Annotated in this window: 29 protein-coding genes; 7 read left to right on the forward strand and 22 right to left on the reverse strand. The window is 47.5% G+C overall.

Annotated features, from left to right (window positions below):
- The coding region (locus ACO1NT_RS05295) for a DnaJ C-terminal domain-containing protein (protein ID WP_449047378.1) at nt 1-866 on the forward strand (866 nt) is incomplete at its 5' end.
- 404 nt (nt 867-1,270) lie between these two features.
- On the forward strand, nt 1,271-1,858 hold the full coding sequence (locus tag ACO1NT_RS05300) for an outer membrane beta-barrel protein (RefSeq protein ID WP_449047379.1): 588 nt from the start codon (nt 1,271-1,273) through the stop codon (nt 1,856-1,858).
- 367 nt (nt 1,859-2,225) lie between these two features.
- Here the strand turns inward: ACO1NT_RS05300 and ACO1NT_RS05305 are convergent, their stop codons facing one another.
- From ACO1NT_RS05305 to ACO1NT_RS05335, 7 genes are all read right to left on the reverse strand, one after another.
- Nucleotides 2,226-3,350: an NADH-quinone oxidoreductase subunit D gene (locus ACO1NT_RS05305; protein ID WP_449047421.1), complete on the reverse strand. Its 1,125-nt coding sequence runs from the start codon at nt 3,348-3,350 to the stop codon at nt 2,226-2,228.
- A 67-nt stretch (nt 3,351-3,417) separates the two neighbouring features.
- Entirely contained in the window at nt 3,418-3,918 is a 501-nt protein-coding gene (locus ACO1NT_RS05310; protein ID WP_449047380.1) for an NADH-quinone oxidoreductase subunit C, read from the reverse strand.
- A 13-nt stretch (nt 3,919-3,931) separates the two neighbouring features.
- Nucleotides 3,932-4,588, reverse strand: coding sequence for a pyridoxamine 5'-phosphate oxidase (pdxH, locus tag ACO1NT_RS05315; RefSeq protein WP_449047381.1), 657 nt, complete (start codon nt 4,586-4,588; stop codon nt 3,932-3,934).
- A gap of 10 nt (nt 4,589-4,598) precedes the next feature.
- A complete protein-coding gene (locus ACO1NT_RS05320) occupies nt 4,599-5,411 on the reverse strand; it encodes a M48 family metallopeptidase (RefSeq protein ID WP_449047382.1) in 813 nt (270 codons plus the stop codon).
- A gap of 159 nt (nt 5,412-5,570) precedes the next feature.
- Complete coding sequence (gene plsY / locus ACO1NT_RS05325; RefSeq protein ID WP_449047383.1) at nt 5,571-6,221, reverse strand: glycerol-3-phosphate 1-O-acyltransferase PlsY; 651 nt, start codon at nt 6,219-6,221, stop codon at nt 5,571-5,573.
- Nucleotides 6,222-6,267: 46 nt separating this feature from the next.
- Nucleotides 6,268-7,128, reverse strand: a complete 861-nt coding sequence (nadC, locus tag ACO1NT_RS05330) for a carboxylating nicotinate-nucleotide diphosphorylase (RefSeq protein WP_449047384.1) — start codon at nt 7,126-7,128, stop codon at nt 6,268-6,270.
- A 145-nt stretch (nt 7,129-7,273) separates the two neighbouring features.
- On the reverse strand, nt 7,274-7,678 hold the full coding sequence (locus tag ACO1NT_RS05335; protein ID WP_449047385.1) for a DUF4783 domain-containing protein: 405 nt from the start codon (nt 7,676-7,678) through the stop codon (nt 7,274-7,276).
- A 250-nt stretch (nt 7,679-7,928) separates the two neighbouring features.
- Here ACO1NT_RS05335 and gpmI point away from each other — a divergent pair, with 250 nt between their 5' ends.
- Both gpmI and ACO1NT_RS05345 read left to right on the forward strand, forming a co-directional pair.
- On the forward strand, nt 7,929-9,458 hold the full coding sequence (gene gpmI / locus ACO1NT_RS05340; protein WP_449047386.1) for a 2,3-bisphosphoglycerate-independent phosphoglycerate mutase: 1,530 nt from the start codon (nt 7,929-7,931) through the stop codon (nt 9,456-9,458).
- Between the two features lie 7 nt (nt 9,459-9,465).
- Complete coding sequence (locus ACO1NT_RS05345) at nt 9,466-10,020, forward strand: hypothetical protein (RefSeq protein ID WP_449047388.1); 555 nt, start codon at nt 9,466-9,468, stop codon at nt 10,018-10,020.
- A gap of 20 nt (nt 10,021-10,040) precedes the next feature.
- Here ACO1NT_RS05345 and ACO1NT_RS05350 read toward each other — a convergent pair whose 3' ends face one another.
- Nucleotides 10,041-10,718 (reverse strand): tetratricopeptide repeat protein, encoded by a 678-nt coding sequence (locus ACO1NT_RS05350; protein ID WP_449047389.1) that lies wholly within the window; start codon nt 10,716-10,718, stop codon nt 10,041-10,043.
- 445 nt (nt 10,719-11,163) lie between these two features.
- Here ACO1NT_RS05350 and lon point away from each other — a divergent pair, with 445 nt between their 5' ends.
- Nucleotides 11,164-13,623, forward strand: a complete 2,460-nt coding sequence (gene lon, locus ACO1NT_RS05355) for an endopeptidase La (RefSeq protein WP_449047390.1) — start codon at nt 11,164-11,166, stop codon at nt 13,621-13,623.
- Nucleotides 13,624-13,678: 55 nt separating this feature from the next.
- Entirely contained in the window at nt 13,679-14,974 is a 1,296-nt protein-coding gene (locus ACO1NT_RS05360) for a hemolysin family protein (RefSeq protein WP_449047391.1), read from the forward strand.
- A 4-nt stretch (nt 14,975-14,978) separates the two neighbouring features.
- Here ACO1NT_RS05360 and pyrF read toward each other — a convergent pair whose 3' ends face one another.
- Nucleotides 14,979-15,809 carry an orotidine-5'-phosphate decarboxylase gene (pyrF, locus tag ACO1NT_RS05365; RefSeq protein WP_449047392.1) on the reverse strand — a complete coding sequence of 277 codons (831 nt, stop codon included), beginning with the start codon at nt 15,807-15,809 and terminating at the stop codon, nt 14,979-14,981.
- 66 nt (nt 15,810-15,875) lie between these two features.
- Nucleotides 15,876-17,024 carry an acyl-CoA dehydrogenase family protein gene (locus ACO1NT_RS05370; protein ID WP_449047393.1) on the reverse strand — a complete coding sequence of 383 codons (1,149 nt, stop codon included), beginning with the start codon at nt 17,022-17,024 and terminating at the stop codon, nt 15,876-15,878.
- A 222-nt stretch (nt 17,025-17,246) separates the two neighbouring features.
- Here ACO1NT_RS05370 and ACO1NT_RS05375 point away from each other — a divergent pair, with 222 nt between their 5' ends.
- On the forward strand, nt 17,247-18,182 hold the full coding sequence (locus ACO1NT_RS05375; RefSeq protein ID WP_449047394.1) for a DUF6263 family protein: 936 nt from the start codon (nt 17,247-17,249) through the stop codon (nt 18,180-18,182).
- Between the two features lie 12 nt (nt 18,183-18,194).
- On the opposite strand, the gene ACO1NT_RS05380 is transcribed toward ACO1NT_RS05375, so the two are convergent.
- From ACO1NT_RS05380 to ACO1NT_RS05435, 12 genes are all read right to left on the reverse strand, one after another.
- Nucleotides 18,195-18,728: an adenine phosphoribosyltransferase gene (locus ACO1NT_RS05380; protein ID WP_449047395.1), complete on the reverse strand. Its 534-nt coding sequence runs from the start codon at nt 18,726-18,728 to the stop codon at nt 18,195-18,197.
- The gene (locus ACO1NT_RS05385; protein ID WP_449047396.1) at nt 18,721-19,602 is read right to left on the reverse strand and encodes a ComEA family DNA-binding protein; all 882 of its coding nucleotides are present in this window, start codon (nt 19,600-19,602) and stop codon (nt 18,721-18,723) included. Before ACO1NT_RS05385 ends, ACO1NT_RS05380 begins: the two co-directional genes overlap by 8 nt.
- A gap of 166 nt (nt 19,603-19,768) precedes the next feature.
- Nucleotides 19,769-20,116: a ribosome hibernation-promoting factor, HPF/YfiA family gene (gene hpf, locus ACO1NT_RS05390; RefSeq protein ID WP_449047397.1), complete on the reverse strand. Its 348-nt coding sequence runs from the start codon at nt 20,114-20,116 to the stop codon at nt 19,769-19,771.
- Between the two features lie 13 nt (nt 20,117-20,129).
- Complete coding sequence (locus ACO1NT_RS05395) at nt 20,130-21,011, reverse strand: tyrosine-type recombinase/integrase (RefSeq protein ID WP_449047398.1); 882 nt, start codon at nt 21,009-21,011, stop codon at nt 20,130-20,132.
- A gap of 90 nt (nt 21,012-21,101) precedes the next feature.
- A complete protein-coding gene (gene rpsU / locus ACO1NT_RS05400) occupies nt 21,102-21,293 on the reverse strand; it encodes a 30S ribosomal protein S21 (protein WP_449047399.1) in 192 nt (63 codons plus the stop codon).
- Nucleotides 21,294-21,393: 100 nt separating this feature from the next.
- The gene (locus ACO1NT_RS05405; RefSeq protein WP_449047400.1) at nt 21,394-21,840 is read right to left on the reverse strand and encodes a DUF6691 family protein; all 447 of its coding nucleotides are present in this window, start codon (nt 21,838-21,840) and stop codon (nt 21,394-21,396) included.
- An 11-nt stretch (nt 21,841-21,851) separates the two neighbouring features.
- Nucleotides 21,852-22,415: a YeeE/YedE family protein gene (locus ACO1NT_RS05410; RefSeq protein WP_449047401.1), complete on the reverse strand. Its 564-nt coding sequence runs from the start codon at nt 22,413-22,415 to the stop codon at nt 21,852-21,854.
- Nucleotides 22,416-22,450: 35 nt separating this feature from the next.
- On the reverse strand, nt 22,451-23,020 hold the full coding sequence (locus ACO1NT_RS05415; RefSeq protein WP_449047402.1) for a TlpA family protein disulfide reductase: 570 nt from the start codon (nt 23,018-23,020) through the stop codon (nt 22,451-22,453).
- 200 nt (nt 23,021-23,220) lie between these two features.
- Nucleotides 23,221-23,505, reverse strand: a complete 285-nt coding sequence (locus ACO1NT_RS05420; protein ID WP_449047403.1) for a hypothetical protein — start codon at nt 23,503-23,505, stop codon at nt 23,221-23,223.
- A gap of 193 nt (nt 23,506-23,698) precedes the next feature.
- Nucleotides 23,699-24,187, reverse strand: a complete 489-nt coding sequence (locus ACO1NT_RS05425) for a TlpA family protein disulfide reductase (protein WP_449047404.1) — start codon at nt 24,185-24,187, stop codon at nt 23,699-23,701.
- Between the two features lie 91 nt (nt 24,188-24,278).
- A complete protein-coding gene (locus ACO1NT_RS05430) occupies nt 24,279-24,716 on the reverse strand; it encodes a rhodanese-like domain-containing protein (RefSeq protein ID WP_449047406.1) in 438 nt (145 codons plus the stop codon).
- Nucleotides 24,717-24,888: 172 nt separating this feature from the next.
- Nucleotides 24,889-25,164, reverse strand: coding sequence for a TFIIB-type zinc ribbon-containing protein (locus tag ACO1NT_RS05435; protein ID WP_449047407.1), 276 nt, complete (start codon nt 25,162-25,164; stop codon nt 24,889-24,891).
- Nucleotides 25,165-25,358: the final 194 nt, after the last annotated feature.

A 25,358-nucleotide genomic window follows, 5' to 3' on the forward strand; every position in this document is an offset into this window, starting at 1 on the left:
ATATCTTCGGCGGAGGGGGGAGTCCATTCGAAAGTTTCTTCGGTGGTGGTGGCCAACGCGGTGGACGCCGTGTAGCCAAAGGGTCGAACCTACGCATCAAGGTAAAACTCACGCTGAGCGAGATTGCCAAAGGAGCTGAAAAGAAAATAAAGGTCAATAAAAAAGTAGTTTGTACCACTTGCGACGGCTCGGGAGCCAAAGATAAATCATCGTTCAACACCTGCCGTACCTGTGGTGGAACCGGGGCCGTGCGCCGTGTCACGAACACCATACTGGGCCAAATGCAGACCACCAGCACGTGCCCCACGTGTAACGGTGAAGGTGTAGAAATATCAGCGAAATGCACCACGTGCCATGGCGATGGCCTGATACGTGGCGAAGAAACCATCAGCATCAACATACCTGCCGGGGTCAGTGAAGGTATGCAACTCTCTATGAGTGGAAAGGGTAACGCCGCGCCGCGCGGCGGAATACCTGGCGACCTCATTATCCTGATCGAGGAACTTCCCCATGAAACCCTGAAACGCGACGGCACCAACGTAATCTACGACCTCTATGTCAATTTTGTGGATGCCGCATTGGGTACAAGCGTGGAGATTCCAACCATTGATGGTAAAGCGAAGATAAAAATCGAATCCGGCACACAGGGTGGCAAAATATTGCGTCTCAAAGGAAAAGGTGTACCCGAGGTTAATTCTTACCATAAGGGTGACCAATTGGTGTACGTGAATGTATGGACACCCAAAGCGCTCTCATCGGAGGAAAAAGAACTCTTGGAACGCCTACGGAACTCACCGAATTTCAAACCGCAACCGGGCCGGAATGAGAAAACCTTTTTTGAACGGATAAAGGAATATTTCGAATAATTGCGGGTTTCCACCATTTGAAATAAGCACTACGAAATACCAAGCCCACACAGGACCATGGTTTAGGGTACCTTTGTGGGCTTGGTGATAACGGTGCCCCGCCTACCCGTTTGGTGTTGTCAATTTTTAATTGACAACATTCGTTCAAAAGTCAAAAACCCAAATCAGAAACGACTTACTTCCTTATCCATCAGGATAATAATTAGTTCAAACCGCATAAATAATGTATTTATGGTTTAAAATAGCCTATTCAAACCACGATATAAAGCGACAAACCCGTGACAAAATAGACCGATTCATGACAAAGTTTGGCACTGCTATTGCAATACTGACTTCAAAGGTCAAATAGTATAATCACGTGATTGTGCTAGGTGCCTTGAAGTTTAACTAAAAATTAATACATCATGAAAAAATTATTTCTTACACTCACAGCAGCTGCAGCTGTAACATTTGCAGCGAATGCACAAACCGAAAAGGGAAAGACCATTTTGGGTGGAAACGTAGCGTACGACCACACGAGCGTGAAGGACGTGGACGGCAGCGAGCAGAGTTTTTCCATTATCCCAAGCGTTGGCGTGTTCGTTAGCGACAATGTGGCAGTAGGGCTTGGTATTGGCTATGCCTGGAACCAAGAAGACGATGGAACGGACAAAGCCCAAGTAGGTGAGTTTTCCGCTGCTCCTTTCGCCCGTCTTTACAAAGGCAATGGTGATTTCAAATTCTTTGGCCAACTGTCCGTACCCATGGGCTGGGGCAACACGAAGTTTAACGACGATAAAGTCTCAAATACGGAACGCTATGGGGTTGAATTGGCACCTGGTTTTGCCTACTTCCCTACCGACAAAATCGGCATTGAATTTTCTGTAAGAGGACTGTATTACCAAAATACAACATTTAAACCAGAAGAAGGCGGAGACAATGTCTCAACGAATTCTTTCGGTTTGAATGCCAACTCATTGGCGCCTAGAATTGGTATCCAATTCTACTTCTAATCGTAGAAGAGCAAGTGAAAAAGGCGCTGGCTGTGAAGGCCGGCGCTTTTTTTTTGAACGCCACCAAATTCCCCTCTCAAATGAGCTAGGCTCTTATCCTGAACAAAAAAAATCGTACCAATTTTATCATCAAAAACGAGACTAGGATCCAATCTATTATCGCCAAACGCGAAAAACAGGCTTTAAAAAGAAAGGTTTCCAAACGGGGAGAATGGAAACCTTTACTAACCAATTATAAACCTAAATTATGAAGCTGCAAAGGTAATGGTTATTTACAACTTTTCAAATTCTATTTTACTTTATTTTTCAAAACGATTTTGCCCTACCACATCTTAAGCCAACGCACAGTAAAACAATCGGTTACCGATTACCTATCTACCTCGCCCAACACAATATCGATGGAGCCTAAAATGGCTACCAGATCCGCAATCAATATGCCTTTAGCCAATTCGGGGAGCACGGAGAGGTTGTGGAAGCTCGGACCACGGGCTTTTACTCGCTTAGGAATATCGGTCTTTTCCTGCGTTACAAAATAGAACCCAAGCTCCCCTTTCGGGTTCTCGGCCCTTACGTAATAATCCTGTGCTTTGAGATTTACCTTTTTGGGCACCAATGCCCGGGGGTCAAAATCGGCTGTACGCTTCAGCGGCCCCGCGAGCCGTTGCAAAGACTGTTCAATTATCCGTACAGATTCCTTGATTTCCTCAATGCGTACCTTGAACCGGTCCCAGCAATCGCCCGTTTGCCCCATCTCCCCCCTACCGACCGGGATATCAAATTCCAACTCGGGGTATACGGAATAGTCGTCAACCCGTCGTAAATCCCATTTTACACCCGAAGCACGAAGCATCGGGCCCGAGCAGCCGTAATTAATGGCTACGTCGGCGGGTAGCACACCGATGTTCGCCGTTCGCGATACAAAAATCTGGTTCTCTGTGAGCAACTCATCAAGCTCCGGCAGCTTCGGTTTGAAATACTGGATAAATTCGCTACATCGTTCTTCAAAGCCAACAGGCAAGTCATAAAACAACCCGCCCACCCAGATATAATTATAGAGCATCCGCGATCCTGAAGCCCATTCAAGCATGTTCATGATGTGCTCACGGTCCCGGAAACACCACATAAATGGCGTAAACGCCCCAATATCGATACCGTATGTCCCAATAGCGATGAGATGCGACGCGATACGGTTAAGCTCGCATACCAGCACCCGGATGTATTCGATCCGCTTAGGGATCCGCTGGTCGATACCGAGCATACGCTCCACGCCCATGACAAAAGCATGGCTATTATTCATCGATGCCAGGTAGTCCATGCGGTCGGTAAACGGAATGGTTTTGCCGTAATTCATGGACTCCGCATGCTTCTCGAAACAACGGTGCAGATAGCCGACATGTGGGATGACCTCCTTGACGATTTCGCCATCGGTAACCAGCTGCAACCGTAACACACCATGTGTAGAGGGATGCTGCGGCCCCATATTGATGACCATCTCTTCCGCACCTAAACCAGCCAACCGTGTTTCGTACGCGCGTTGCGCTTCGTGGTAAGATGGTATATCACTTAATTGCAATGCCATGATATGTATCTGCTTCTTCGTAATCCTTGCGCAACGGATAGCCTTCCCAATCTTCCGGCAGTAATATCCGCCTTAGATCGGAATGTCCGTCAAAGTAAATTCCCATGAGATCAAATGCTTCACGCTCGTGCCAATCGGCCGTACGCCAGATACCAGACACCGTAGGGACAATCGGCAGGTTATCCAAGCGTCTATCGTTTTCGATGATTACTTTTAACGTGAGCTGATGTTGATGGGGTATGGATGCCAAGTGATAGACCACCGTGAATGAACCGCTCTCCACCCCATCGTCTACTGCACTGATACAAGAAAGGAAGTCGAAATAGGTTTCTTCGTGATCGCGGAGGAATAGGGAAACCGCCGCCAACTTTTCACGGGGTATCACCAGTGCCGGTTGCAGGCCAACTTCTTCCACTGCGGCCACGGCTCCCTCGCCAAACTCGGTGGCCAACAGCTCTTGAGCGCGTGTGATGATTTCCATTTAGATATTGTATTTAAGGGGCTAAGCGCACGATTTTCCACCCCCCATGTTCTCGTGAATAGCGTAAGCGATCGTGGAGCCTATTATCACCACCCTGCCAAAATTCCATGGTATCGGGTGTGAGGCGATAGCCTCCCCAATGCAATGGCCTTGGAATAGGCTTCCCACCGGCATAACGCTGTTCCAATTCGGCCAGCCGCGATTCAAGTATGCTCCGAGCTGCAATTTCCCGGCTTTGCGGTGATGCGATAGCTCCCAACTGGCTTCCGGTTGGCCGCGAATGGAAGTAGGCATCCGACTGCGTTTCGGACATCTTGGCCACCTTCCCGTTGATACGTACCTGCCGCTGCAGCTCTGGCCAGAAAAACAACAGGGCTGCCAACGGATGGCTATTTAGCTCCATCCCTTTCTGGCTTTCGTAATTGGTAAAGAAACCAAAGCCAGTGCCATCATCGAGGTCTTTAAGAAGTACAATCCGCGCCGATGGCTTTCCATCTGTCGATACGGTAGCCAGCGTCATGGCATTCGGCTCCATAACCCCGCGCTCCAGCGCCTCGCCAAACCAGTTTCTGAACTGTAAAATAGGATCTGGGGCAATTTCGTCTTCGCTCAATTGTCCCATTTTATACGCCGTCCGGATAGCGCCGATATCGGTTTGCTTCAACGTCATTCGCTCCCTTCTATTTCTTGTAGTAGGTTAACGCTTCCGGAATCAGTTTCTTGATGTTGTTAATACGGCGTGCATCACTAGGGTGCGTGCTCAAGAACTCTGGTGGCGCCCCTGCACCCTGTGCCTGCTTGGCTTGGGCCATGCGTTCCCAGAAACCGATCGCTTCATTGGGGTTATACCCAGCCATGGCCATGAATACCAAGCCCAGCCTATCTGCTTCGCTCTCTTGGTTGCGCGAATAATTCAGCAACGCCAATTGACCTCCTAGTCCGTATGCCGTATTAAGTACCGCTCTGGTGGTACTTGATTTCTCCGCGGTTGCCACGTCTACCGCCACGCCGCCAGCTTGTGCGACGATGGTCTGCGACATACGTTCGGCCGAGTGCTTGGCAATGGCATGCGCAATCTCGTGCCCCATCACGGTAGCCAAGCCGGCCTCGTTCTTGGTTACGGGTAAAATACCGCTATACACGGCTACCTTACCGCCCGGCATACACCATGCATTGATCTGATTTTCCTCGATCAGGTTAAACTCCCAGCGGAAATCATATTGGTCTCCATATCCGTTTTCCTGCAGGAATCGGTTAACCGCGTTGGCAATGTTTTTACCTACACGCTGTACCATCTGCGCTTGGCTTGAGCTCTTGATTACCTTGGTTTTGGCATCACCCAGGAAGTCCTTGTAAACTAATGCGGCTTGCTGTTGGATTTCAGCTTCGTTAACGAGGTTTAATTGCCTCCTTCCTGTCAGTGGCACAGTGGCACACGAAACGACAATGATGGCTGTCAGTAGCGCGCAGCCGTATTTTACGATATTTTTCATCTGTCTATAATTTAATCCTCAATGGTCAGATGGGGCCTTTGATGCTTATTTTAAACATGTCCGATCCATCTGACTAAATTATTGATCCATTGTCTGCTTTTTATCGACATCAATGAAGGGCCATGTCAACGGAAGCAATATATATGCCGAATTTATAAGTTAACGCCGATCTCGTTTCCCGAATAAATAAACTTTCGACTCTTTGCCTTTTAACAGGCGCTCGATATTTTTTTGGTGGGTAATCAAGATCAATACACAAATACATATGCCGTACAACACGACCGACTTAACGGTCGTGTGAAATAGAAAAACGGTACTGAACGGAAATGCAAAGCCGGCACAGATGGAACTCAAAGATACATAATGCGTAAGGAGCAGCATCATCAGAAATACGGATACGCATACTAAAGCGGCCTGGAAATGCACGGCTAGAATCATACCGAACAGCGTGGCCACCCCTTTTCCGCCCCGGAATCCGGCGAAAACTGGGAACAAATGGCCAACTACCGCAATGACCCCGAGGGCAAGCTGGTAATTTACAAATTGGGCTGCAGCTTGTGGACCGGTTACCGACGGTCCGATGAAATAGGCTAAGTTAGTGGCGGTCCATCCTTTCAGGATATCAATGAACATCACGGCTACGCCAGCTTTGGTGCCCAGTACTCGGAAGGTATTGGTTGCGCCCGCATTGCCGCTGCCATATTCCCTTACGTCTACCCGATAGAACGACTGTCCCAACCACACGGCTGTGGGGATGGACCCAAACAGATAAGCCAATACAACGGCGCCGATGAGATAGATCGATATCATGAATCGCAAATTAACGAAAAAGAAGCAAAAACCAACACCTGCTTTTTTAGCCGACCACCTTTGCCTTCAGGCTCATATCTAAACCTTTCACCGAATGGGTCAGGGCGCCTATGGAGATATAGTCTACCCCTGCGGCGGCATAATCACGGATATTGTCTATGGTGATTCCCCCAGAGGCCTCGGTAACGAGCCGCCCGTTAATCAAAGCCACCGCTTCACGCAGCACTTCGGGTGTGAAATTATCCAACATAATTCGTTCCACCCCGCCAGTAGCGAGCACTTCTTCAATCTCCCCCAAATCACGCACTTCCACCTCAATGTCTATGGGTTTATCCATATGCTTGCGGTACTCGTTAGCCCGGGTTATAGCATTGGTTATCCCTCCGGCGTAATCCACGTGGTTATCTTTTATCAGCATCATGTCGTATAATCCGAATCGGTGGTTCACCCCACCGCCGATGACGACAGCTTTTTTTTCAAGAAACCGGAGCAGCGGTGTGGTTTTTCGAGTATCCAGCACTTTGGTAGCTGTCCCGTCTATGGCGGCCACAATGCGGCGGGTGGCGGTGGCAATACCGCTCATGCGCTGCATGATATTGAGCGCCAGTCGCTCGGCGGCCAGGATACCGTGGACATTGCCTTTCACGGTGAGTACCACGTCGCCCACATCGACCGCGTTCCCATCAGATTTGAAAGTGGCGATCCACAAAGTATTATCTACTTGATGGAACACCGCCAATGCCTCTTCGACGCCCGCCAATATTCCAGGTTCCTTGATGATCAACTGGGCTTCACCCACCGCATGTGCTGGGATGGTAGATAGCGACGTATGGTCGCCATCGCCTATATCCTCCGCAAGTGCGGCGGCGATAAACCGCTGCAACTGTTCGTTTTCTAGCTGTGTCATTGGTTCTTATTCATGTGTATATCGGCCACGGTTTGCGTATAAGGATAGCTCAAACGGGCGCGACATACCTCTTTTTAAACGGCGCTAAGATGGCTATTTAAAACAAAAGAAGAAGAATAAAAATAAAAATCGGATAGGTCCGCCTTTAAATGGGTTCAATACGGAATTCGGTAACCTCAAACGTATTGTCGTTGTTTGTCAGCTTATAAGAAACCCTGAAAGTGTCACGAGAAGTCTCCAGATTAAGTACGACATACCTGAAGTTGGGATTCGAATCTAATCGATGGGCAATCTTCACACCAATAGGCGTATTCTTACTGAAAAAGTCACGGAGTATAATCTCTGCCTGTACGCGCGAATAAATCCCTTCGTCATTCAGCAGGGTCATGCTTACCGTAGACGAAAAATACTTGGAAAGTTCCTTAGTGTTGCCTCCTCTTACGCAAGAAGCAATGTCATCGATTACGTCGTTGATATTAGCGAATCCCACCGCCATCACGAAGCACATCATCCCCGCCAACCCCATCTTTCTGATCAATCTGATTCCCATCACGTTCTAAGTAATTGTTTACTCCAATATCAAATTTATTTGTATTCGACCGTTTTGCTTTCTCCACGGGCAACAACGACTGTAGACTAATTTCTACAAAAAGAAGGTTTTTAACCTGGTTATCACCCGATGGTCAACCTACTGCTAAAAACATGCCATATTTTATTGCTCGACTTTGGGTATGTTGCAGACCCTTTCGGTGACCACGAATAAACTTGCATCTAAGGGCAAGTTTCTCTAAGTTTGCTCCGTGAATAACAATAAAAAAGTAGCGCTCATAATCTTAGACGGCTTAGGTTATGGCAAAGACGACCCATCCAACGCCGTCCGTGCGGCAAATACGCCCTTTCTAGACAGTTTATTGGCCAACCAACCTAACGCCAAACTCGAAGCATCCGGCGAGGCTGTTGGCCTCCCCGCGGGACAGATGGGCAATTCCGAAGTAGGCCATATGAACCTGGGCGCGGGGCGCATTGTTTATCAGGAGCTTGGACGGATACATAAGGCGGTTGCCGAGGGTGAATTCGACCGGAACCCGACACTTCAGTCGGCTTTCGATTATGCAAAAGCGAATGGCAAACACGTGCATTTTATCGGCCTACTATCCGATGGCGGCGTGCATGCGCACACACGGCACCTGAAAGGGTTATGCGAAGCAGCAAAATATGCGGGGCTCGCCAGCAGTCAGGTTTTCATCCATGCGTTTTTGGATGGACGCGATACCGATCCCAATTCGGGCATCGGATATGTCGCCGATATGGAACAGTTCCTAACAACAAGTGTGGGTCAACTGGCTTCGGCAATTGGCCGCTATTACGCCATGGATCGCGATAATCGATGGGAACGAGTGAAACAGGCCTACGACCTGCTGGTCAAGGGCGTGGGTGTGCCGACATCCAACCTCTGCAAAGCCATCCAACAATCGTACAACGAAGGCGTCACCGACGAATTCGTCAAACCCATTATCAAAACCGATGCCGATGGCAACGTGTTGACAACCGTTGCAAACGGAGATGTGGTGGTTTGTTTTAACTTCCGAACAGACCGCGGCCGGGAAATTACCATGGCGTTAACCCAACAGGCCTTTCCGGAGTTTGATATGCATCCACTCAATCTGCGCTATCTTACGATGACCACTTACGACGAAACGTTCAAGGACGTTCAAGTGCTGTTTCTCAAAGATAACCTCACGCATACGCTTGGCGAGGTATTGGAGACCAACCAGAAAACACAGACCCGCATCGCCGAAACGGAAAAATACCCCCATGTCACCTTTTTCTTCTCCGGTGGGCGCGAACAGGTATTCCGCGGCGAAAACCGCATCCTGATTCCCTCCCCTAAAGTTGCCACATACGACTTGCAGCCGGAGATGAGTGCACAGGGCGTGGCCGACGCCATTTGCACGGATATGATATCCAATAAACCCGACTTTATCTGTCTAAATTTCGCCAACCCCGATATGGTAGGACATACCGGCGTATTTAATGCCGTGGTGAGTGCCGTTGAGACGGTGGACCGATGTGCAAAACAGGTCGTTGATTGCGGACGTAAGGAGGGCTACAGTTTCATTATTATTGCTGACCATGGTAATGCTGAATTCATGATGAATGATGATGGTTCCGTCAATACGGCACATACGACCAATTTGGTGCCCTGCATACTTATTGATGATAAGTACGACAACATCGCAGACGGTAAGCTGGGTGATATTGCCCCCACCATTTTAACCCTCATGGACGTACCTATCCCGTCGGATATGACGGGTAACGTTTTGGTATAACATGGATATGTGGCAGTTGAATAAGCCCTTTGCCTACGGTGCAGCGCTGCTGCTATTGACCATGTCGTCATGCAGCAGCGATTCCGGTAGTCGTTCTGTCCAATCGCAGCCTACCCCCTACTTCAGCTTAGCCGAATATTTCGAAAAGGAAGCAGCCAGGCTACAGCAGCATAACCCGGAAATTATAAAGACGGTAGCAAAGGACGGTGCGGAAGAACGGAAAACGATCCATGTGGTCGATTGGAAGAAAGAACTTGCCTTGTTTATGGATGCCGACATCAACAAGCCTGCCTGGAGAAACAGCTATCGGGTAAACCGTGATGGTCTGTCTGTAACCTATACGAGTACCGATTCGGCTCTGCGCACTAGGAAAATCCGCGTGGAGAGGTCGGATGAGGGCACCGTAACGCACATCCATGTAACCAATCAGGTGAGTAACATGTTGTATAAAACCAGCGAGCAGCTCGATTACTACGTTGACTCCCTATACCGAATTACAAAACAACAACACGTACGGATAATTGGAAAAAGCCACTACGCCGTTGCCGGCGAGTGGCTCTAAAAAGCGGCTATGTATCGACCTTACTTCAAGTTATCACGATAAACCTTTGCCTTCTTGAGTTCCGTTTGGATATCTTTCTTGGCGGGCGCCATAGCGAGCACATGTTCGAAGTCCACGACGCTATTATTATATGCTTCTGTCGCAACCTCTTTGTCGTAGTTTGCGGTACCCGCTGTACCCCTTAATATCCCCAAATCGCGATAGGCAATACCCCTGTTTTGGTAGTACTTTACGTCTTCTCCGTTAAGTTCGATAGCTTTCGTATAATTCGCTATGGCTTGGTTGAGCATTTTTTCACGATTGCTCGAACTAATCCGTGTGTCGGTTTGCACCGCCAGGATATTATTTGCCTTGCCCCGGTAATAATAGGCCGATTCATGATCGGGTCTCAATTCAATCACCTTGCTGAAAGACTCCAGCGCCTTTTGGTAGTCGCCAATCTGATATTGAGAATAGGCCAGCATATACATGACATTCGGATCACCAGCCTCTTCGGGAAGTGCTTTTTGTAGATGGTTTGCGGCGGCCTTAAAATCACCGTCGATCAATGCTTTCTGTCCTAGACGTACATGCGGATTGCTAGGAGCCGTTTCCGTTGTTTGGCCTTGTGCAACGAGTACGGCAAAACAAAGCACGCTTACTATCATACCAACATTCAATCGCCCTAAAATAATCTTCAAATCGTTTATTTTCATCATTTCTAAAATTATACAAAAATCAGCGGAGCATCATGTATTATTTAAACGACACCCTTTTACTTCACCCTTACTGCAATTTCCGTGCTACAAACATAACCATAAGCTTCGCCATGTGCAACCTACGGCGGTGGCATTGCCAAATTTACTTAAAAGTCCGTACCATTTTTTATTATCCATGGATTTAATTTTGTCATTGAAAACCCTATATTAGTAACATAATCCAATATGACGATATCCTTACCGATGCATATATATCACCCAACCAACCTTCCCGTAGCTGACTTTTTTTCAGCAAGTATGTCTTAATGATACGATATGACATCGAAATACAAGAAAGGTTTAGTATTGGCATAGGCATTGCAATCATGTCCCTAATATATAGAATTAATAGCGTACGAATGTACACCTGCCAAAATGGCGCCACATCATATACGAAAAGTTATTCATGAGCAATTTTGATCCCTTTGATTTTAATCAAGCCATCCCCATAATAAATGAAGACACGGAATTCTTCCCCCTATTAAGCCAGCAGGATGAAGATGAGATGAGCAACGCAGACCTGCCAGAGTCACTGTCCATCCTTCCTTTACGAAACACTGTCTTATTCCCGGGCGTGGTCATTCCCATTACTGTCGGGCGCGACAAGTCTATCAAATTGGTAAAAGAAGCTTACAAAGGCGATCGCATCATCGGAGTGGTTTCGCAGCAAAACATGTCCATCGAGGACCCTACATTTGAACAGTTACATCAAGTGGGCACCGTGGCGATGATCATTAAAATACTGCAGATGCCCGACGGAAACACCACCGTGATCATCCAAGGGAAGCAACGCTTCAAGTTACGTGGCCTCATTCAAAGCGAACCATACATCAAGGCTTACATTGAACGCTTCGAAGAGAAGAAACACAAAACCGGCAAGGAGTTCAACGCGTTGATTTCTTCCATTAAAGAAATGGCGTTGCAAATCATCCAGCTCTCTCCGCATATTCCCAGCGAAGCCGGAATTGCCATAAAGAACATTGAAAGCCCCGGCTTTCTCATCAACTTTATTTCGTCTAACCTGAATGCGGAGTTGCCATTCAAACAGGAATTACTGGAAATTGCGAACTTGGAGAAACGAGCGGCTAAAGTATTGGAGCAACTGAATGTCGAGCTTCAATTGCTTGAACTTAAAAACCAGATACAGAATAAGGTAAAAGGCGATCTAGACAAGCAACAACGCGATTATTTTCTCAATCAGCAGCTGAAGACCATTCAGGAAGAACTCGGTGGGAACACACCCGATTTGGAAATGGAGGATTTGCGTAAACGCGCAAAGCTAAAAAAATGGTCCAAGGAAGTTGCCGAGCACTTCAATAAGGAGCTCGATAAACTGGCGCGCATCAACCCTGCTGCGGCCGACTATTCTGTCCAGGTAAACTACTTAGAACTTCTGCTTGACCTACCTTGGAATGACTTCTCCAAAGACAATTTTGACCTTAAAAGGGCCAAACGAATATTGGATCGCGACCATTATGGATTAGAGAAGGTAAAGCGTCGAATTATCGAATACCTTGCCGTGCTTAAGCTCAAACACAACATGAAAGCGCCTATTCTATGCTTGGTGGGCCCTCCCGGTGTCGGCAAGACGTCTTTGGGCAAATCGATAGCTAGGGCAATTGGCCGCAAATACACGCGTATGGCGTTGGGTGGTATCCGTGACGAAGCCGAAATCAGGGGGCATCGGAAGACCTATATCGGCGCCATGCCCGGACGCATTATCCAATCGCTGAAAAAAGCGGGCACGTCAAATCCAGTATTCGTACTCGACGAAATCGACAAAGTAGGGAGTGATTTCCGCGGCGACCCTTCATCGGCGCTGTTGGAAGTACTCGATCCAGAGCAAAACAATGCATTTTACGATCACTATGTCGAACTTGACTACGACCTATCAAACGTAATGTTCATCGCTACGGCCAACTCGCTCAGCAATATCCAACCGGCTTTATTGGACCGCATGGAAATCATCGAGGTAAACGGGTACACAATCGAAGAAAAAATCGAAATCGCCAAAAAACACCTCGTTCCCAAACAGCGGGAAATACACGGTCTCCATGCGAAAGATTTTGCCCTCCGTGCCAACGTCATCGAGAAGGTCATCGACGAATATACACGCGAGTCGGGAGTACGTGGCTTGGAAAAGAAAATCGGTTCGCTTGTCCGCGGTGTGGCTACTCATATCGTTATGGAAGACCCATTACCCAAGCCCATGGGCGCCGAGGTGGTCGAAAAAATACTAGGTGCTCCGATATTTGATAAAGAGTACTACGAAAACAACGACGTGGCCGGTGTTGTTACCGGCTTGGCGTGGACCCAAGTCGGGGGTGATATCCTCTACATTGAGTCGAGCCTAAGTCCGGGTAAGGGTAAATTAACGCTAACCGGCAATTTGGGTGATGTCATGAAGGAATCGGCAACGATTGCCATGGCTTACCTTCGCGCAAACGCCAGCACCTTCGGCATTGATTACCGCATCTTCGATAAATGGGATGTGCATATACACGTACCTGCCGGCGCGACCCCGAAAGATGGCCCTTCGGCGGGTATCACCATGCTTACGGCGTTGGCTTCCAGCTTTACGCAGCGTAAGGTAAAGGAAAAGCTCGCCATGACCGGCGAAATTACGCTGCGCGGCAAGGTATTGCCCGTTGGTGGGATCAAGGAGAAAATATTGGCTGCCAAACGGGCCAATATCACGCAGGTAATCCTATCGAAAGCGAATCGAAAGGACATCTTGGAAATCAAGGAAGATTACATCAAGGACCTCACGTTCCACTATGTTACGGAAATGCATGAAGTTGTCAACATCGCGTTACTAAAACAGCAAGTAAAAAATCCAAAGCAGCTCTTGACGGGTGAGGCTTAATGCTCACCCCTTTTAGTGGCTTTTGTTTGTATAAATTAATTATTAACTTAGCTTCATGCTTACCGAATCGCTGATTATCTTAGCGTTAATCCTTTTGAATGGCGTTTTATCAGCTTCAGAAATCGCTATCGTATCCAGTAGGAAAGCTCGACTGCAGGTACTTGCCGACAAGAAGAACATGGCGGCCAAACAGGTGCTCAAACTCAAAAGCACCCCTAATCAGTTCCTTTCTACCGTCCAGATCGGCATCACGCTCATCGGTATCCTAACCGGTATTTTCGGTGGCGCCACTATCGCCCAGCGGCTCGATGTTTACTTATCAGAAATTGCGTGGATAGATGGTTATAGTTCGCAACTTTCTGTGCTCATCGTTGTGGTCGTTATTACCTTCCTTACACTAGTATTCGGCGAACTCGTGCCTAAACGTATCGGGCTAGCGGTCCCCGAGAAATATGCGATGGTCCTTGCCTTCCCTATGCAAGTACTTAGCAAGGCCGTGGCGCCCTTCGTATGGTTACTGAGTGCTACCACCGAGGCGGTTGTCAAAATACTGAATATCAAAACATCTCGCAATGCGGTTACCGAAGAAGAAATCAAGGCCCTGGTTGATGAAGGCGCGGATACAGGCGCCATAGAACATATTGAGCATGAAATCGTCGACCGTGTGTTCAGCTTAGGTGATAAGAGAGCCATCAACCTGATGACGCACCGCAGCAACATCATATGGTTGGATATCGATGACGGATACGAGGTGCACCGGGATACGATATTAAAAAGTGGCCATACGGTATATCCGGTCTGCAAAGGTGGGTTAGACAATATTGCAGGTGTGGTTCACATCAAGTCGCTGCTCAACCAATACCTCATTGATAAGCCGATTCAGCTGGACCAGTTGACACAACCGCTTAACTATGTCCACGAAAACAGCTCTGCATACAGTATATTGAACAAATTCAAGGCTTCCAAGATACACCAGGCTGTGGTCCTCGACGAGTATGGATCGCTTCAGGGCATCGTGACGATCAACGACATCCTTAGTAGCCTTGTAGGCGATATCTCCGATGGGGAAAATGGCGAGAAGCCGGAGATTGTTGCCCGTGAAGATGGCAGCCTCCTTATCGATGGACAATACCAATTGGATGAACTATTTGTTGCGCTGAACATTGATCCATCCGACGACGAAGACGACGGCATGGGCAGTATCAGCACCATCGCCGGTTTAGTATTGCTAAAGTTGGGCCATATGCCTACCGCTGGCGAGCGGGTGCAATGGAAAGATCACGAATTCGAGGTAATGGATATGGACGGTAACCGCATTGATAAAGTGCTGGTTACCCACTTGGGAGAATAATCAATCATAGGGAGCGTGCATCCAATTCGGATGCCATCTGCTTTTGCAACGCCCGTGCTTCTTCCCTAGCCCGTTCGGCAAAGTCCTTTCCCTGTGATGCATAAATGATAGACCTTGTGGCATTGACAAGCAAGCCGCATTCTGCATTCATACCGTACCGGCACACGTCCTGCAGGCTTCCACCTTGCGCGCCCACACCAGGCACCAACAGAAAATGGTCTGGCGCAAGCTTCCTGATAGCCGTAAATGCCTCCCCCCGCGTAGCCCCCACCACATACATTAGGTTATCGATGGTTCCCCAGTTATTGGTCTTTTCAATAACGCGCTCAAACAGTTGTACACCCGTCGCGTCTGGGTGTGTCTGAAAATCCAGCCCCCCCGCGTTGGAGGTCAGCGCCAATACAATCGACCATTTTCCATCAAAATCGAGGAACGGCTGTACCGAATCGTGTCCCATATACGGAGCGATGGTAAGCGCGTCAAAGCCAAGGCCTGATACCGGATGGTCAAAAAAGGCTTTCGCATACATTTTGGCAGTATTGCCAATGTCGCCACGTTTGGCATCGGCTATACTTAGGCAATCTTTCGGCAATATCGCCCACGTTTTTTGTAAGCTCTGCCACCCGGCCACGCCACGGCTTTCGTAAAAGGCAATATTGGGCTTGTAGGCCACACACAGGTCGGCCGTGGCCTCAATGATCTGTTTATTGAACTCAAAGACCGGATCGGCATGGTGGAGCAGGTGGGGTGGCACTTTATCGATGTCAGTGTCGAGGCCCACGCATAGAAACGATCGCTTGGTTTTTATCTGTTGGATGAGTTCACTCCGGGTCATAGCTATTCCTGATTTTTGTCACTGCAAACCTAAACAAAAATCGCTGTCAAAAAACAAAAAAACAGGCTATTTCAACACTTCTCTTGCAATGACAAGCTTTTGGATTTCAGACGTCCCCTCGCCGATGGTACAGAGCTTGGCATCCCGATAGAACTTCTCTACGGGAAAATCTTTGGTATAACCATAACCTCCGAAAATTTGTACCGCCTCCGTTGCGCAACGTACAGCTACTTCGGACGCGAAATATTTGGCCATAGCTGAATTTTTGGTCACGTCGCCCCCTTTATTTTTCAGCATACACGCCTGCCGGATGAGCAATTCGGCCGCTTCAATTTCGGTGGCCATATCGGCCAATTTGAAGGAAATACCCTGGAAATTCGCGATGGGCTGTCCGAATTGGTGGCGTTGCTTGGCGTAATTAACGGCGGCACCCAACGCACCCTTTGCAATACCCAGCGCCAATGCGGCGATGGAAATACGTCCGCCATCAAGCACTTTCATTGCTTGCTTGAACCCTTCGCCTTCTTCACCGAGGAGATTCTCACGCGGCACCCGGCAGTTATCAAAAACCAGTTCCGTTGTCTCAGAAGCGCGCATTCCCAACTTATTTTCTTTCTTTCCATGCGTAAAGCCCGGTATCCCCTTCTCCATGACCAGCGCCGACACACCGCCCGACCTGTTTTTTTCGCCCGTGCGGACCATCACCACGGCGATATCGCTGCTTTTCCCATGGGTAATCCAGTTCTTCGACCCGTTAACGATGTAAGCATCACCGTCAAGTTCAGCCGTGGTAGCCATGCGCAGTGCATCCGAGCCGGTGTTGGCTTCGGTAAGGGCCCAGGCACCTATCCATTCAGCTGTAGCAAGCTTAGGAAGCCATCGACGCTTTTGATCATCATTGCCAAAGGCCAATATGTGCCCGGTGCAAAGTGAATTGTGGGCTGCCAGCGAAAGCCCAATCGAACCACACACCCTTGCCACCTCAACAATGATATCTACATACTCATCATATCCCAATCCGGCACCACCATATTCTTCGGGTACCAGCACGCCCATAATTCCAAGCTGTCCCATCGCTTTAAAGGTATCGATGGGGAAGGTTTGTGCCTCATCCCAATCCATCACGTGGGGGCGGATCTGCTTATGTGCAAATTCGCGGACCATCTGTCTTACCATCTCCCGGTTTTCGTCGCCCAATAACAATGATTCTATCATGATAACTAACTGGTTTTCTGCAATAATAAACAATACTGCGAAGAAAGCAAACCAAAGAAAATACGGTATAACATAGAATAAAACGGTTTTGGGTATGAAACCCCGTTGGCCACTCCAATGACCCACCACCATTCCGTAACCTACGGTTTAAAAATACACATAAAAAAAGCGAGGTATATGCCATCCAAAGCTTATCTTTGAAGTCAATCAAAAACAAATAGTATGAACCGCACTATCCCTGCCCTACTTTGGGCTCTCTGTTTTTTGCTGACGACGTCTGTCACCGCAAATGAGACCAAAGATGAAACCAATAATGGACAGCCAAAAAAAGCATCCGTAAAACTGAAGTTCAACCTTAACCCCGGCGACAAATACTTATTTTCTTCTGTTGTTAAACAAGAAATTGTACAAGAAGCCATGGGGCAACGGATCATCACTACCCAGGATATCACCACGGAATATATCTATACCATCAAGGCACGGCAAAATGGTATAACCCAAATCGATGTAATGATGAGCGCCATGAAGATGGATACGGATGTGGGCGGCATGCAACGTATCACATTCGATTCGAGCAATCCGGAGGAAGGCACCAACGAACTAAAAGTGATGGCCAACGTGATCGGAAAGTCGTTCCAACTTCATGTTAATGAAGACGGCAGCGTACATAAAGTGGAGGGATTTGCAGACATTTTCGGCGACATGGAGGGCCCACAGGCCGACATACTTAAACAATCCTTCGGCGATTCCTCCCTGGTGCAGAGCATGAACCAAATCACCAACATCTACCCCGATAAGGCAGTATCCGTCGGAGATACGTGGGTAAAAACGTTCTCGGGCCCCATTGCCAACCTGATGCAATCGGAAGCCACGTCCAACTTTACACTCTCGGGAATCGAGGGCGATATGGCCATACTCGAAGTGGCTGGCCAGCTAACGTTCTCGAAGTTTACCGGCGAAGGTGGTAATCCGATGCTGCAATCGGCAGATTTCAACATGAGTGGAACACAAAAAGGCACCATGGAAATGGACATTAAATCTGGGTTGCCTATGCTTTCCAAACTTAAGCAGGACATTACAGGGAGTGTTGATATGCAAGGCATGAAAATCCCGATGACCATCGCGTCAGACATCACCATCACCGGCAAAAAATTGTAGGCGAAAGATGAATCAGTTGGTGTAGCCTACCAGCGTATGGATATGGGGGCTGAAGGTCGCTAGCTCTTGCTTCCCGTTGAGGAAATCCAAACCGATGATAAAGGTATAGCCCACCACGTATCCACCCAGTCGTTGGATAAGTTGGCTCGCAGCGCCTACTGTGCCGCCAGTGGCCAGCAGATCGTCATGGATAAGTACACGGCTGCCCACGGCGAAAGCATCGGCATGGATTTCGATGGTTGCATTGCCATACTCCAGCGCGTACTCCTGTTGCACGGTATCATAGGGCAGCTTTCCCACCTTTCTAACGGGCACAAACGGCTTACCCAGCCGCTGGGCAAGCATGAGGCCAAAGAGGAAACCCCGGCTTTCAATACCTGCTACCACATCGATGTCGTCCTGGTCAAACTGACGGGCCATGCATTCCACCACCGCTTCACAAAGCACCGGGTCTTTCAGAATAGGTGTAATATCCTTGAAAACAATACCCGGTTTCGGAAAATCGGGCACATCCCGGATAGCGGATCTCAATCGTTGTTCAATCATCAGCCAGCGTTAAATACGGTGCAATTTTAAGAAAAATTTGTTCATCCATAATGGCAATGCCTAGTAAATCGCTCATCGCCCGATAGGGTCCGTGCTGCTTGCGGTATTGTACAATGGCATTGGCCAGCTTATGACTGATAAACGGATGATCACGGAAGCGTTCGTACGGCGCGGTATTAAGGGGTATTTTTTCCACTTTCGTCGTATCAACGTACACATACTGCTCCAGTCCGCCGAATCGTACCGAATCAAATCCGTACACATCCAGCAATTGCGATACATGATGGAAGCCGCCCAAAAGGTCCCTGAATCGCACAATACGTGAAGCGAACACAGGACCGATACCCGGCAGATATTGCAGCTCGAGCGAATCGGCATGGTTTAAATCGATAGGTAACACCCGTGGAGTTACCCCTCGGGTGGCCTCCGCGCCACTACCATTCGCATTTATCCGCTTAGGAGTTGGTTCAACCCGTTCGACCTGTTTAATATCAATATAGGGTGCCAAGCGATCATAATCCGCATCATCGATGGCATAAATTTTAGCCAAATCTTCCTTTTTCCGGAAACGACCGCCTTTCGCTTCATAATTCTTGATCATTTGTATTTGCCGGTTGGAAAGCCCTAATCTTTTCCAGTCCTCAGCGGACAATCCGTTGGGATCGAACCTAAAATAGGTTGGCTGCGGCGTGGGCATTTCTTTTTTGTTCGTTGGACGACCACTGTTCCACCTGGCCGGTGATTGTTGTTGACGCGTTGTCGCAAGGAAGCTATCCACCGTGGCAATCTGATCAGCAATATCCCAAGCAGGAGCATCTCTGCCTAGTGAACCCATATGCGAGACACCCCACAGCGCAAGCAATACCAAACCCAAAACGCAAACGCCATTAAGTTCGCGGCGGCTAAAGCCAAAATAGGTTACAAGCCATTTTCGCACGGTCGGTCTACGGTTTGGTGTCTTTAAAACAAAAATTCAAACCCGACTGCACAGTGGGGTGCCCTGTCGGGTTTGAACCGCATACATATCGATGGCATGTTCGCTATGCGCTCATTTCATCCGTCATGGAGAGCAATTCCTTGTGATTGCTCGCTTTTGTCCTAGTTTTTGTTTTATGTTTATTGATCTGTCTACGCAATGATTCAACGGCCAGGTCCGTGGCCTCTTCGAAAGATTTCGCCTGTGCTTTGGCAAACAGCTGGCTTCCTGGAATATTCAGCTTGAACTCGGTGACCTTGTTTGCCTCGTCTTCTACATTTTCCACCTTGAGATAGCACTCACCATCAATGATCTGGTCAAAGAATTGGTCAAGTTTGTCCACCCGCTTCTGAATGAACTGGATCAGCTTCTTGTCTGCGTCGAAACGAATTGATTGCACAATAATGTTCATGATTCCTCCTTTTTTAAGCTTTTGGATGCGCTTGTTTATAAATCGATTTAAGTCGTTCTACCGAGTTATGCGTATAGATCTGGGTAGCTGCCAATCCGGCATGCCCCAGCAATTCTTTAATGGCATTCAAATCAGCACCATTATCCAGCAGCGCGGTGGCAAACGTGTGTCGCAATACATGTGGACTTTTCTTCTGCTGTGGAGATATGGTGCTCAGATATTGTGTTACGATGTCATAGATCAACCTGGGATAAGCATCTTTCCCTTTCTTAGTAACGATAAGATACGATGAATTGTTATCAAAATATTGTTTAATTTTTTCATCGATATAATACTGTAACAATGCTTGAAGTGATTTATTCATCGGTACAAGCCTTTCTTTATTACGTTTACCGAAAATACGGATATTACCGCTATAAAAATCGATGTGTTCTTCACGGATTTGCAATAATTCGGAAAGACGTATTCCTGTGCCGAACAGTAGTTCCAGCACGGCCTTGTCACGAACCCCTTCAAATGAGTCGGGGAACGACCCCGCTGAATCCAGCAGAGCGGATAGTTTATCTTTATCTACGGTTACAGGAAGTTTTTTCGACGTCTTCAATGCTTTAACCAGCACAAAAGGATTCTGTGTAACGACACCTTCACGCATCAGAAATCGGTAGTAGCTTCGGATCGCAGCCAAACTACGGTTTACCGAGGCCGGAGTGAGCCCCGATTCTAGCCGCATAGCTAAGTACGCGCGCGCCTGCCGATGGGTCATTTGCGCGGCATCCACATCCAACGTCTGTAAGTAATCGGTATATACCGCCAGCTCGTGCCCGTACGCCGTAACCGTATGCTTCGAGAAACGCTTTTCGTAGGTAAGGAAATGGATAAAATGGTCTATAAACATAGAAAAACTACCCTTATATTCTAATGGTTGAATATACGGATAGTTTTCCGGTATTACAAATAAACCGCCTTATTAAAGGGGATATAATCGTTAGACGATATCCTGATTAAGGCTCTGTTTATAGATCGCCTTTTTTAACTGCGTACGGCGGGTAACGGATTTCTTCTCATAAGCTTGGCGGGAACGCAGTTCGCGCAATACACCAGTCTTTTCGAATTTCTTCTTGAAGCGTTTCAACGCACGGTCCAATGATTCGCCCTCTTTTACATTTACAATGATCATATCCTGTTATACCTCCTTTCGTACAAAATTTCGGATTGCAAAGGTATCAAAGTTTTACATGGTTTCAAAGTGATTATCAAATATTTTGACGTGCGGCGTCTTAGTGCGGTAACTTTTCCTGGAGATAACCATATACCCATGTACCAGCAATGGCGCTCAACAGCGTTATCGCAATTACCGTAGCACCCGTGCCGATTTGGGCAAATAGTGGTCCGGGGCACGCACCGGTGATCGCCCAGCCCAATCCAAAGATAAGCCCACCATAAACCTGGCCCTTATTGAACTTTTTTGGTGCAATCGCAATCGGTTCTCCGTGGATGGTTTTGATGCTGAATTTCTTAATCAACCAAATGGAAATCGCTCCTACGACAACAGCACTACCAATGACGCCATACATATGGAAAGACTGCAAGCGAAACATTTCCTGTATCCTAAACCAACTGATTACTTCAGATTTCACCAATAGGATACCAAATAAGATTCCCGCTATTAAATATTTCAAATTATGCGGCCACCGGTGCCCAGTTCCTTTCGTTTTCTGTCGCATCTCTTTTTTTCTTAAAGTGACAAGATATAAGGTAAGATCAAATTGGCCATCATAAATCCACCGATCATAAAACATACGGTAGCAACCAACGATGGCCACTGCAAATTGGAAAGGCCCATGATAGCATGGCCACTGGTACAGCCGCCGGCATATCGGGTACCGAAGCCAACCAGAAAACCACCGACCACCATCAAAAAGAACCCTTCAAGGGTAAACAAATGGTGCCAATGTAAGATATCTTGCGGCACCAGGTTGCTGTAATCGGTAATTCCATACCCAGCCAATTCCTTTACCAACGCCGGATGAACCGTTACCGGATCGGAACTGGCAAGCCATTGCGCCGCTATGGTACCTCCCAATAAAATACCAGCCACAAAGAAAAGATTCCAAACTTCCTTCTTCCAATTGTACTTGAAAAAAGGAATATTCGCGGGCAGGCACGATGCGCAAATGTGACGCAACGAGGAACTGATGCCAAACGATTTGTTGCCCAGTACTAACAGGGCCGGTACGGTAAGCCCTATAAGCGGTCCGGCCACATACCACGGCCAGGGTTGTTTCAGAAATTCGATCATCGTATTATCTTTATTTAACCAGCCATAATTCTTCCTTATTCAGCTTTGATCAATTCATTCAACGCATTTATGATTCGTGGGTCGGTATAATCCCTGCCACCTTCCATACGTCCCACGATCACGCCCTTTTTGTCTAGAACGACCGTGGTTGGGATAGCACCGCCGAGAAAGTCGGCCGGGATATCACTTGCTGGGGTATAGACAGGCAGATCGTAATTATTCTTGGTCATAAAGGCGGTCGACTGCTCGATCTTATTGTCGACGTCTACCATCAAGAACACAATCTGGTCGTTGCCCGCGAAAGACTTTTTCATCTCATTGATGGATGGCATTTCGTGTATACATGGCGGACACCAGGTTGCCCAGAAATTGATGAACACGACTTTGCCCTTTAACGCGTCCAAAGACACGGTCTTTCCATCTTCGTCTTTAAATGAAACACCGGCGGCTTGCCTAGATTCCACTTCCACCACGTCCTCCATCACCGTATCTTGGGTTGTCGAATTGCTTTGGTTTCGGTTAGCGTTTCCACAAGCGGCAAACATAATTGCCAACATGGAAAAAATGGTGGAATAGAAGGTCTGGCTTTTGAATTTCATCTTCATGATATATTGTTCTATTTCGTTGGATTACTATTTAATTTTCTCTTTTTTCGGGTACATGGATTGTCTGTTGCGGACATTCACCGCGACTTCTCGGCCGACGTTCTGAAACAGCAAAATCCAAGGGAGTGCCAAAAACGCCAGACAAGTCCAAAATAGCATACGGATATTGCATGGGAATCAATGACACCGAGATGGATAAATTAAATAATGAGCCTCCGGTATCGGAGAAAGATGGGTACACGGGGTATTTTCAGGCGTTTGAAATTCGCTTGTGGTCCGTCGTTGGCCACCAGGTAACCCAACCGATAAACGAATATCAACGTAAAAAAAACTGCCGGCAACAAACAGTCTGTCCCTGACGAATGGGTTTGGATGATTTTCGCCGCTACGGTCTCTCCCGCCGGACATTTTCCCGCACCATTCACCTGGAACACATGACTGCTCTTAGGCACACTTTGCGCGGTATTAACGGGAACCCCGATCATGTTTTTGATACTGGCCTTAATAGGGCAAGGATCAAAAAGCACAAAGACCAACATAACATATGCGAAAAATAGTTGTTGATGGTCTTTTATGATATGTAGCCAAGTCCTGCTCATCAGGTTGCAAATTTAGCCCAAATTATTTAACTTTAATAACCTGCGCCGTTTTCGAACAAGGCCAATCAACATGGGTCGATCATAGGTAGCTGGCTATAAAGTCGTCGAGCGCTTCGCCGTGCAGGTTGATGGCGATGATCGTACCCCGTTCATCGATTAATACGTTGAAAGGCAACTCTTCAATAGCATAATCGCGGGCTACGGGGCTTTTCCAAAACATCAGGTCGCTCACCTGTATCCAGTCAATGTCGAAACGCTCAATTGCGTTTACCCAGTTATCCTTGCGTTTGTCCAACGAGACGCCAAATATTTCAAATCGATTAGGGCCATTATATTTTTCATACAAGGCTTTTAATTCGGGTTGCTCTTTTACGCAAGGAGCACACCATGTGGCCCAAAAATCCACCAACACGAGTTTTCCCTTTAATGATGAAAGCGATATGGTGTCACCGTCCGGTGTAGGCAAAGAAATATGGGGGGCCTGTTGCCCGACCTTCAAAGCCCCTTCTTGGCCGAAAAGGCTACTCATCGTGATCAGAGCAACCACGAAACAAACCACGGTTTTCATCTAGTGATTATTTCTTTTTACCGCTTGGTAAGCGCTCGATGTCAATAATGATGGCCTTGTGTACCTGCATCAATTGCATCTGATTTCATATTCATTCATTTACAGGGTAGTCTTTATCCAACCAATCCACTTTAACGTTCCGGCGGATATTGAGCAACTTTCCCTTCTTAAATCCCATCTCGTTCAACACGATAAACGCCGGTCTTACGTTCGGACACCGATCAAAAGGGCAGCAGCCACAATAGACAACCACTTCCCGGTCCCTTGGAATGTCTTTAAGGTAAGCACGTAATTTCTTCGTATGCTCCTTTTCACCTGCGGGTCCTATATCAATAGAACCTTTGATAATGGCGTCAGGCCCAATGGATAGGATAAGTAAATCGTTGGCTTCACCCACCGCGATCTTGGAAGCAAGCACTTCCGTTTCTAAAAGCTGTTTGTTATTCCAGGGTTCCGTTTTTTCTTGGCCATAACTCTTCGCATTCACCCAAGTCAGTAACGTAACAAATAAAAAAATATAACACCTCATCAGATCTCTTTTTTCACAAAGATACGAAATTCCACGCTCGTTAACCGCCCCGCAATTCTAAGCGCACCACACGATTTAGACAGGCGCCTTCCCCCAAGAACTAAGCGTTGAAGTTAACAAGGAACAACCGGTTTAGTCAAGGAAAGCTGGATCGATTGAAATTTCTTTTTCCTTAATCGAAGTCAAAGAAATCTCCTAAAAAAGATTTCTTCTTTTTACGGTAGCCGCCGTGGCGATCCTCTCGATAGTCTCCCCGTTCTTGGTAGCGTCGATCTGGATAAGCCTCCGGGCTTTCGGTAGTTTGTGGGTAAGTCCTTTCGGATTGCTCGATGATTTTATCCAATTCACCGCGGTCAAGCCAGATTCCACGGCATTTGGGACAGTAATCGATCTCAACCTGGTTACGTACGGACATCAACAGGGTTTCGTTGCAGCTTGGACAATTCATTATCGTAATCTTAAATATACATGTTACCGGTCTTCTAGCGCCTCGTCACTGGCAGAAACTGCCCAAGTACACCTCGCTTTGACAGACCAATACTGATTATGAAACGCGAATACCCGATATTTATTGCCGGAATTACATCTTTATATGAAAAGTTTGAGAATAAATTGCATCGTTATCTTTCTGGATTAACCTTA

Source organism: Parapedobacter sp. (genome assembly GCF_053550995.1).

Coding starts and splice junctions, on each gene's coding strand:
- ACO1NT_RS05300 (WP_449047379.1), top strand. CDS start 1,271: ATGAAAAAATTATTTCTTACACTCACAGCAGCTGCAGCTGTAACATTT.
- ACO1NT_RS05305 (WP_449047421.1), bottom strand. CDS start 3,350: ATGGTCATCAATATGGGGCCGCAGCATCCCTCTACACATGGTGTGTTA.
- ACO1NT_RS05310 (WP_449047380.1), bottom strand. CDS start 3,918: ATGGAAATCATCACACGCGCTCAAGAGCTGTTGGCCACCGAGTTTGGC.
- pdxH (WP_449047381.1), bottom strand. CDS start 4,588: ATGACGTTGAAGCAAACCGATATCGGCGCTATCCGGACGGCGTATAAA.
- ACO1NT_RS05320 (WP_449047382.1), bottom strand. CDS start 5,411: ATGAAAAATATCGTAAAATACGGCTGCGCGCTACTGACAGCCATCATT.
- plsY (WP_449047383.1), bottom strand. CDS start 6,221: ATGATATCGATCTATCTCATCGGCGCCGTTGTATTGGCTTATCTGTTT.
- nadC (WP_449047384.1), bottom strand. CDS start 7,128: ATGACACAGCTAGAAAACGAACAGTTGCAGCGGTTTATCGCCGCCGCA.
- ACO1NT_RS05335 (WP_449047385.1), bottom strand. CDS start 7,678: ATGGGAATCAGATTGATCAGAAAGATGGGGTTGGCGGGGATGATGTGC.
- ACO1NT_RS05345 (WP_449047388.1), top strand. CDS start 9,466: ATGTGGCAGTTGAATAAGCCCTTTGCCTACGGTGCAGCGCTGCTGCTA.
- ACO1NT_RS05350 (WP_449047389.1), bottom strand. CDS start 10,718: ATGATGAAAATAAACGATTTGAAGATTATTTTAGGGCGATTGAATGTT.
- lon (WP_449047390.1), top strand. CDS start 11,164: ATGAGCAATTTTGATCCCTTTGATTTTAATCAAGCCATCCCCATAATA.
- ACO1NT_RS05360 (WP_449047391.1), top strand. CDS start 13,679: ATGCTTACCGAATCGCTGATTATCTTAGCGTTAATCCTTTTGAATGGC.
- pyrF (WP_449047392.1), bottom strand. CDS start 15,809: ATGACCCGGAGTGAACTCATCCAACAGATAAAAACCAAGCGATCGTTT.
- ACO1NT_RS05370 (WP_449047393.1), bottom strand. CDS start 17,024: ATGATAGAATCATTGTTATTGGGCGACGAAAACCGGGAGATGGTAAGA.
- ACO1NT_RS05375 (WP_449047394.1), top strand. CDS start 17,247: ATGAACCGCACTATCCCTGCCCTACTTTGGGCTCTCTGTTTTTTGCTG.
- ACO1NT_RS05380 (WP_449047395.1), bottom strand. CDS start 18,728: ATGATTGAACAACGATTGAGATCCGCTATCCGGGATGTGCCCGATTTT.
- hpf (WP_449047397.1), bottom strand. CDS start 20,116: ATGAACATTATTGTGCAATCAATTCGTTTCGACGCAGACAAGAAGCTG.
- ACO1NT_RS05395 (WP_449047398.1), bottom strand. CDS start 21,011: ATGTTTATAGACCATTTTATCCATTTCCTTACCTACGAAAAGCGTTTC.
- rpsU (WP_449047399.1), bottom strand. CDS start 21,293: ATGATCATTGTAAATGTAAAAGAGGGCGAATCATTGGACCGTGCGTTG.
- ACO1NT_RS05405 (WP_449047400.1), bottom strand. CDS start 21,840: ATGCGACAGAAAACGAAAGGAACTGGGCACCGGTGGCCGCATAATTTG.
- ACO1NT_RS05410 (WP_449047401.1), bottom strand. CDS start 22,415: ATGATCGAATTTCTGAAACAACCCTGGCCGTGGTATGTGGCCGGACCG.
- ACO1NT_RS05415 (WP_449047402.1), bottom strand. CDS start 23,020: ATGAAGATGAAATTCAAAAGCCAGACCTTCTATTCCACCATTTTTTCC.
- ACO1NT_RS05420 (WP_449047403.1), bottom strand. CDS start 23,505: ATGATCGGGGTTCCCGTTAATACCGCGCAAAGTGTGCCTAAGAGCAGT.
- ACO1NT_RS05425 (WP_449047404.1), bottom strand. CDS start 24,187: ATGAAAACCGTGGTTTGTTTCGTGGTTGCTCTGATCACGATGAGTAGC.
- ACO1NT_RS05430 (WP_449047406.1), bottom strand. CDS start 24,716: ATGAGGTGTTATATTTTTTTATTTGTTACGTTACTGACTTGGGTGAAT.
- ACO1NT_RS05435 (WP_449047407.1), bottom strand. CDS start 25,164: ATGAATTGTCCAAGCTGCAACGAAACCCTGTTGATGTCCGTACGTAAC.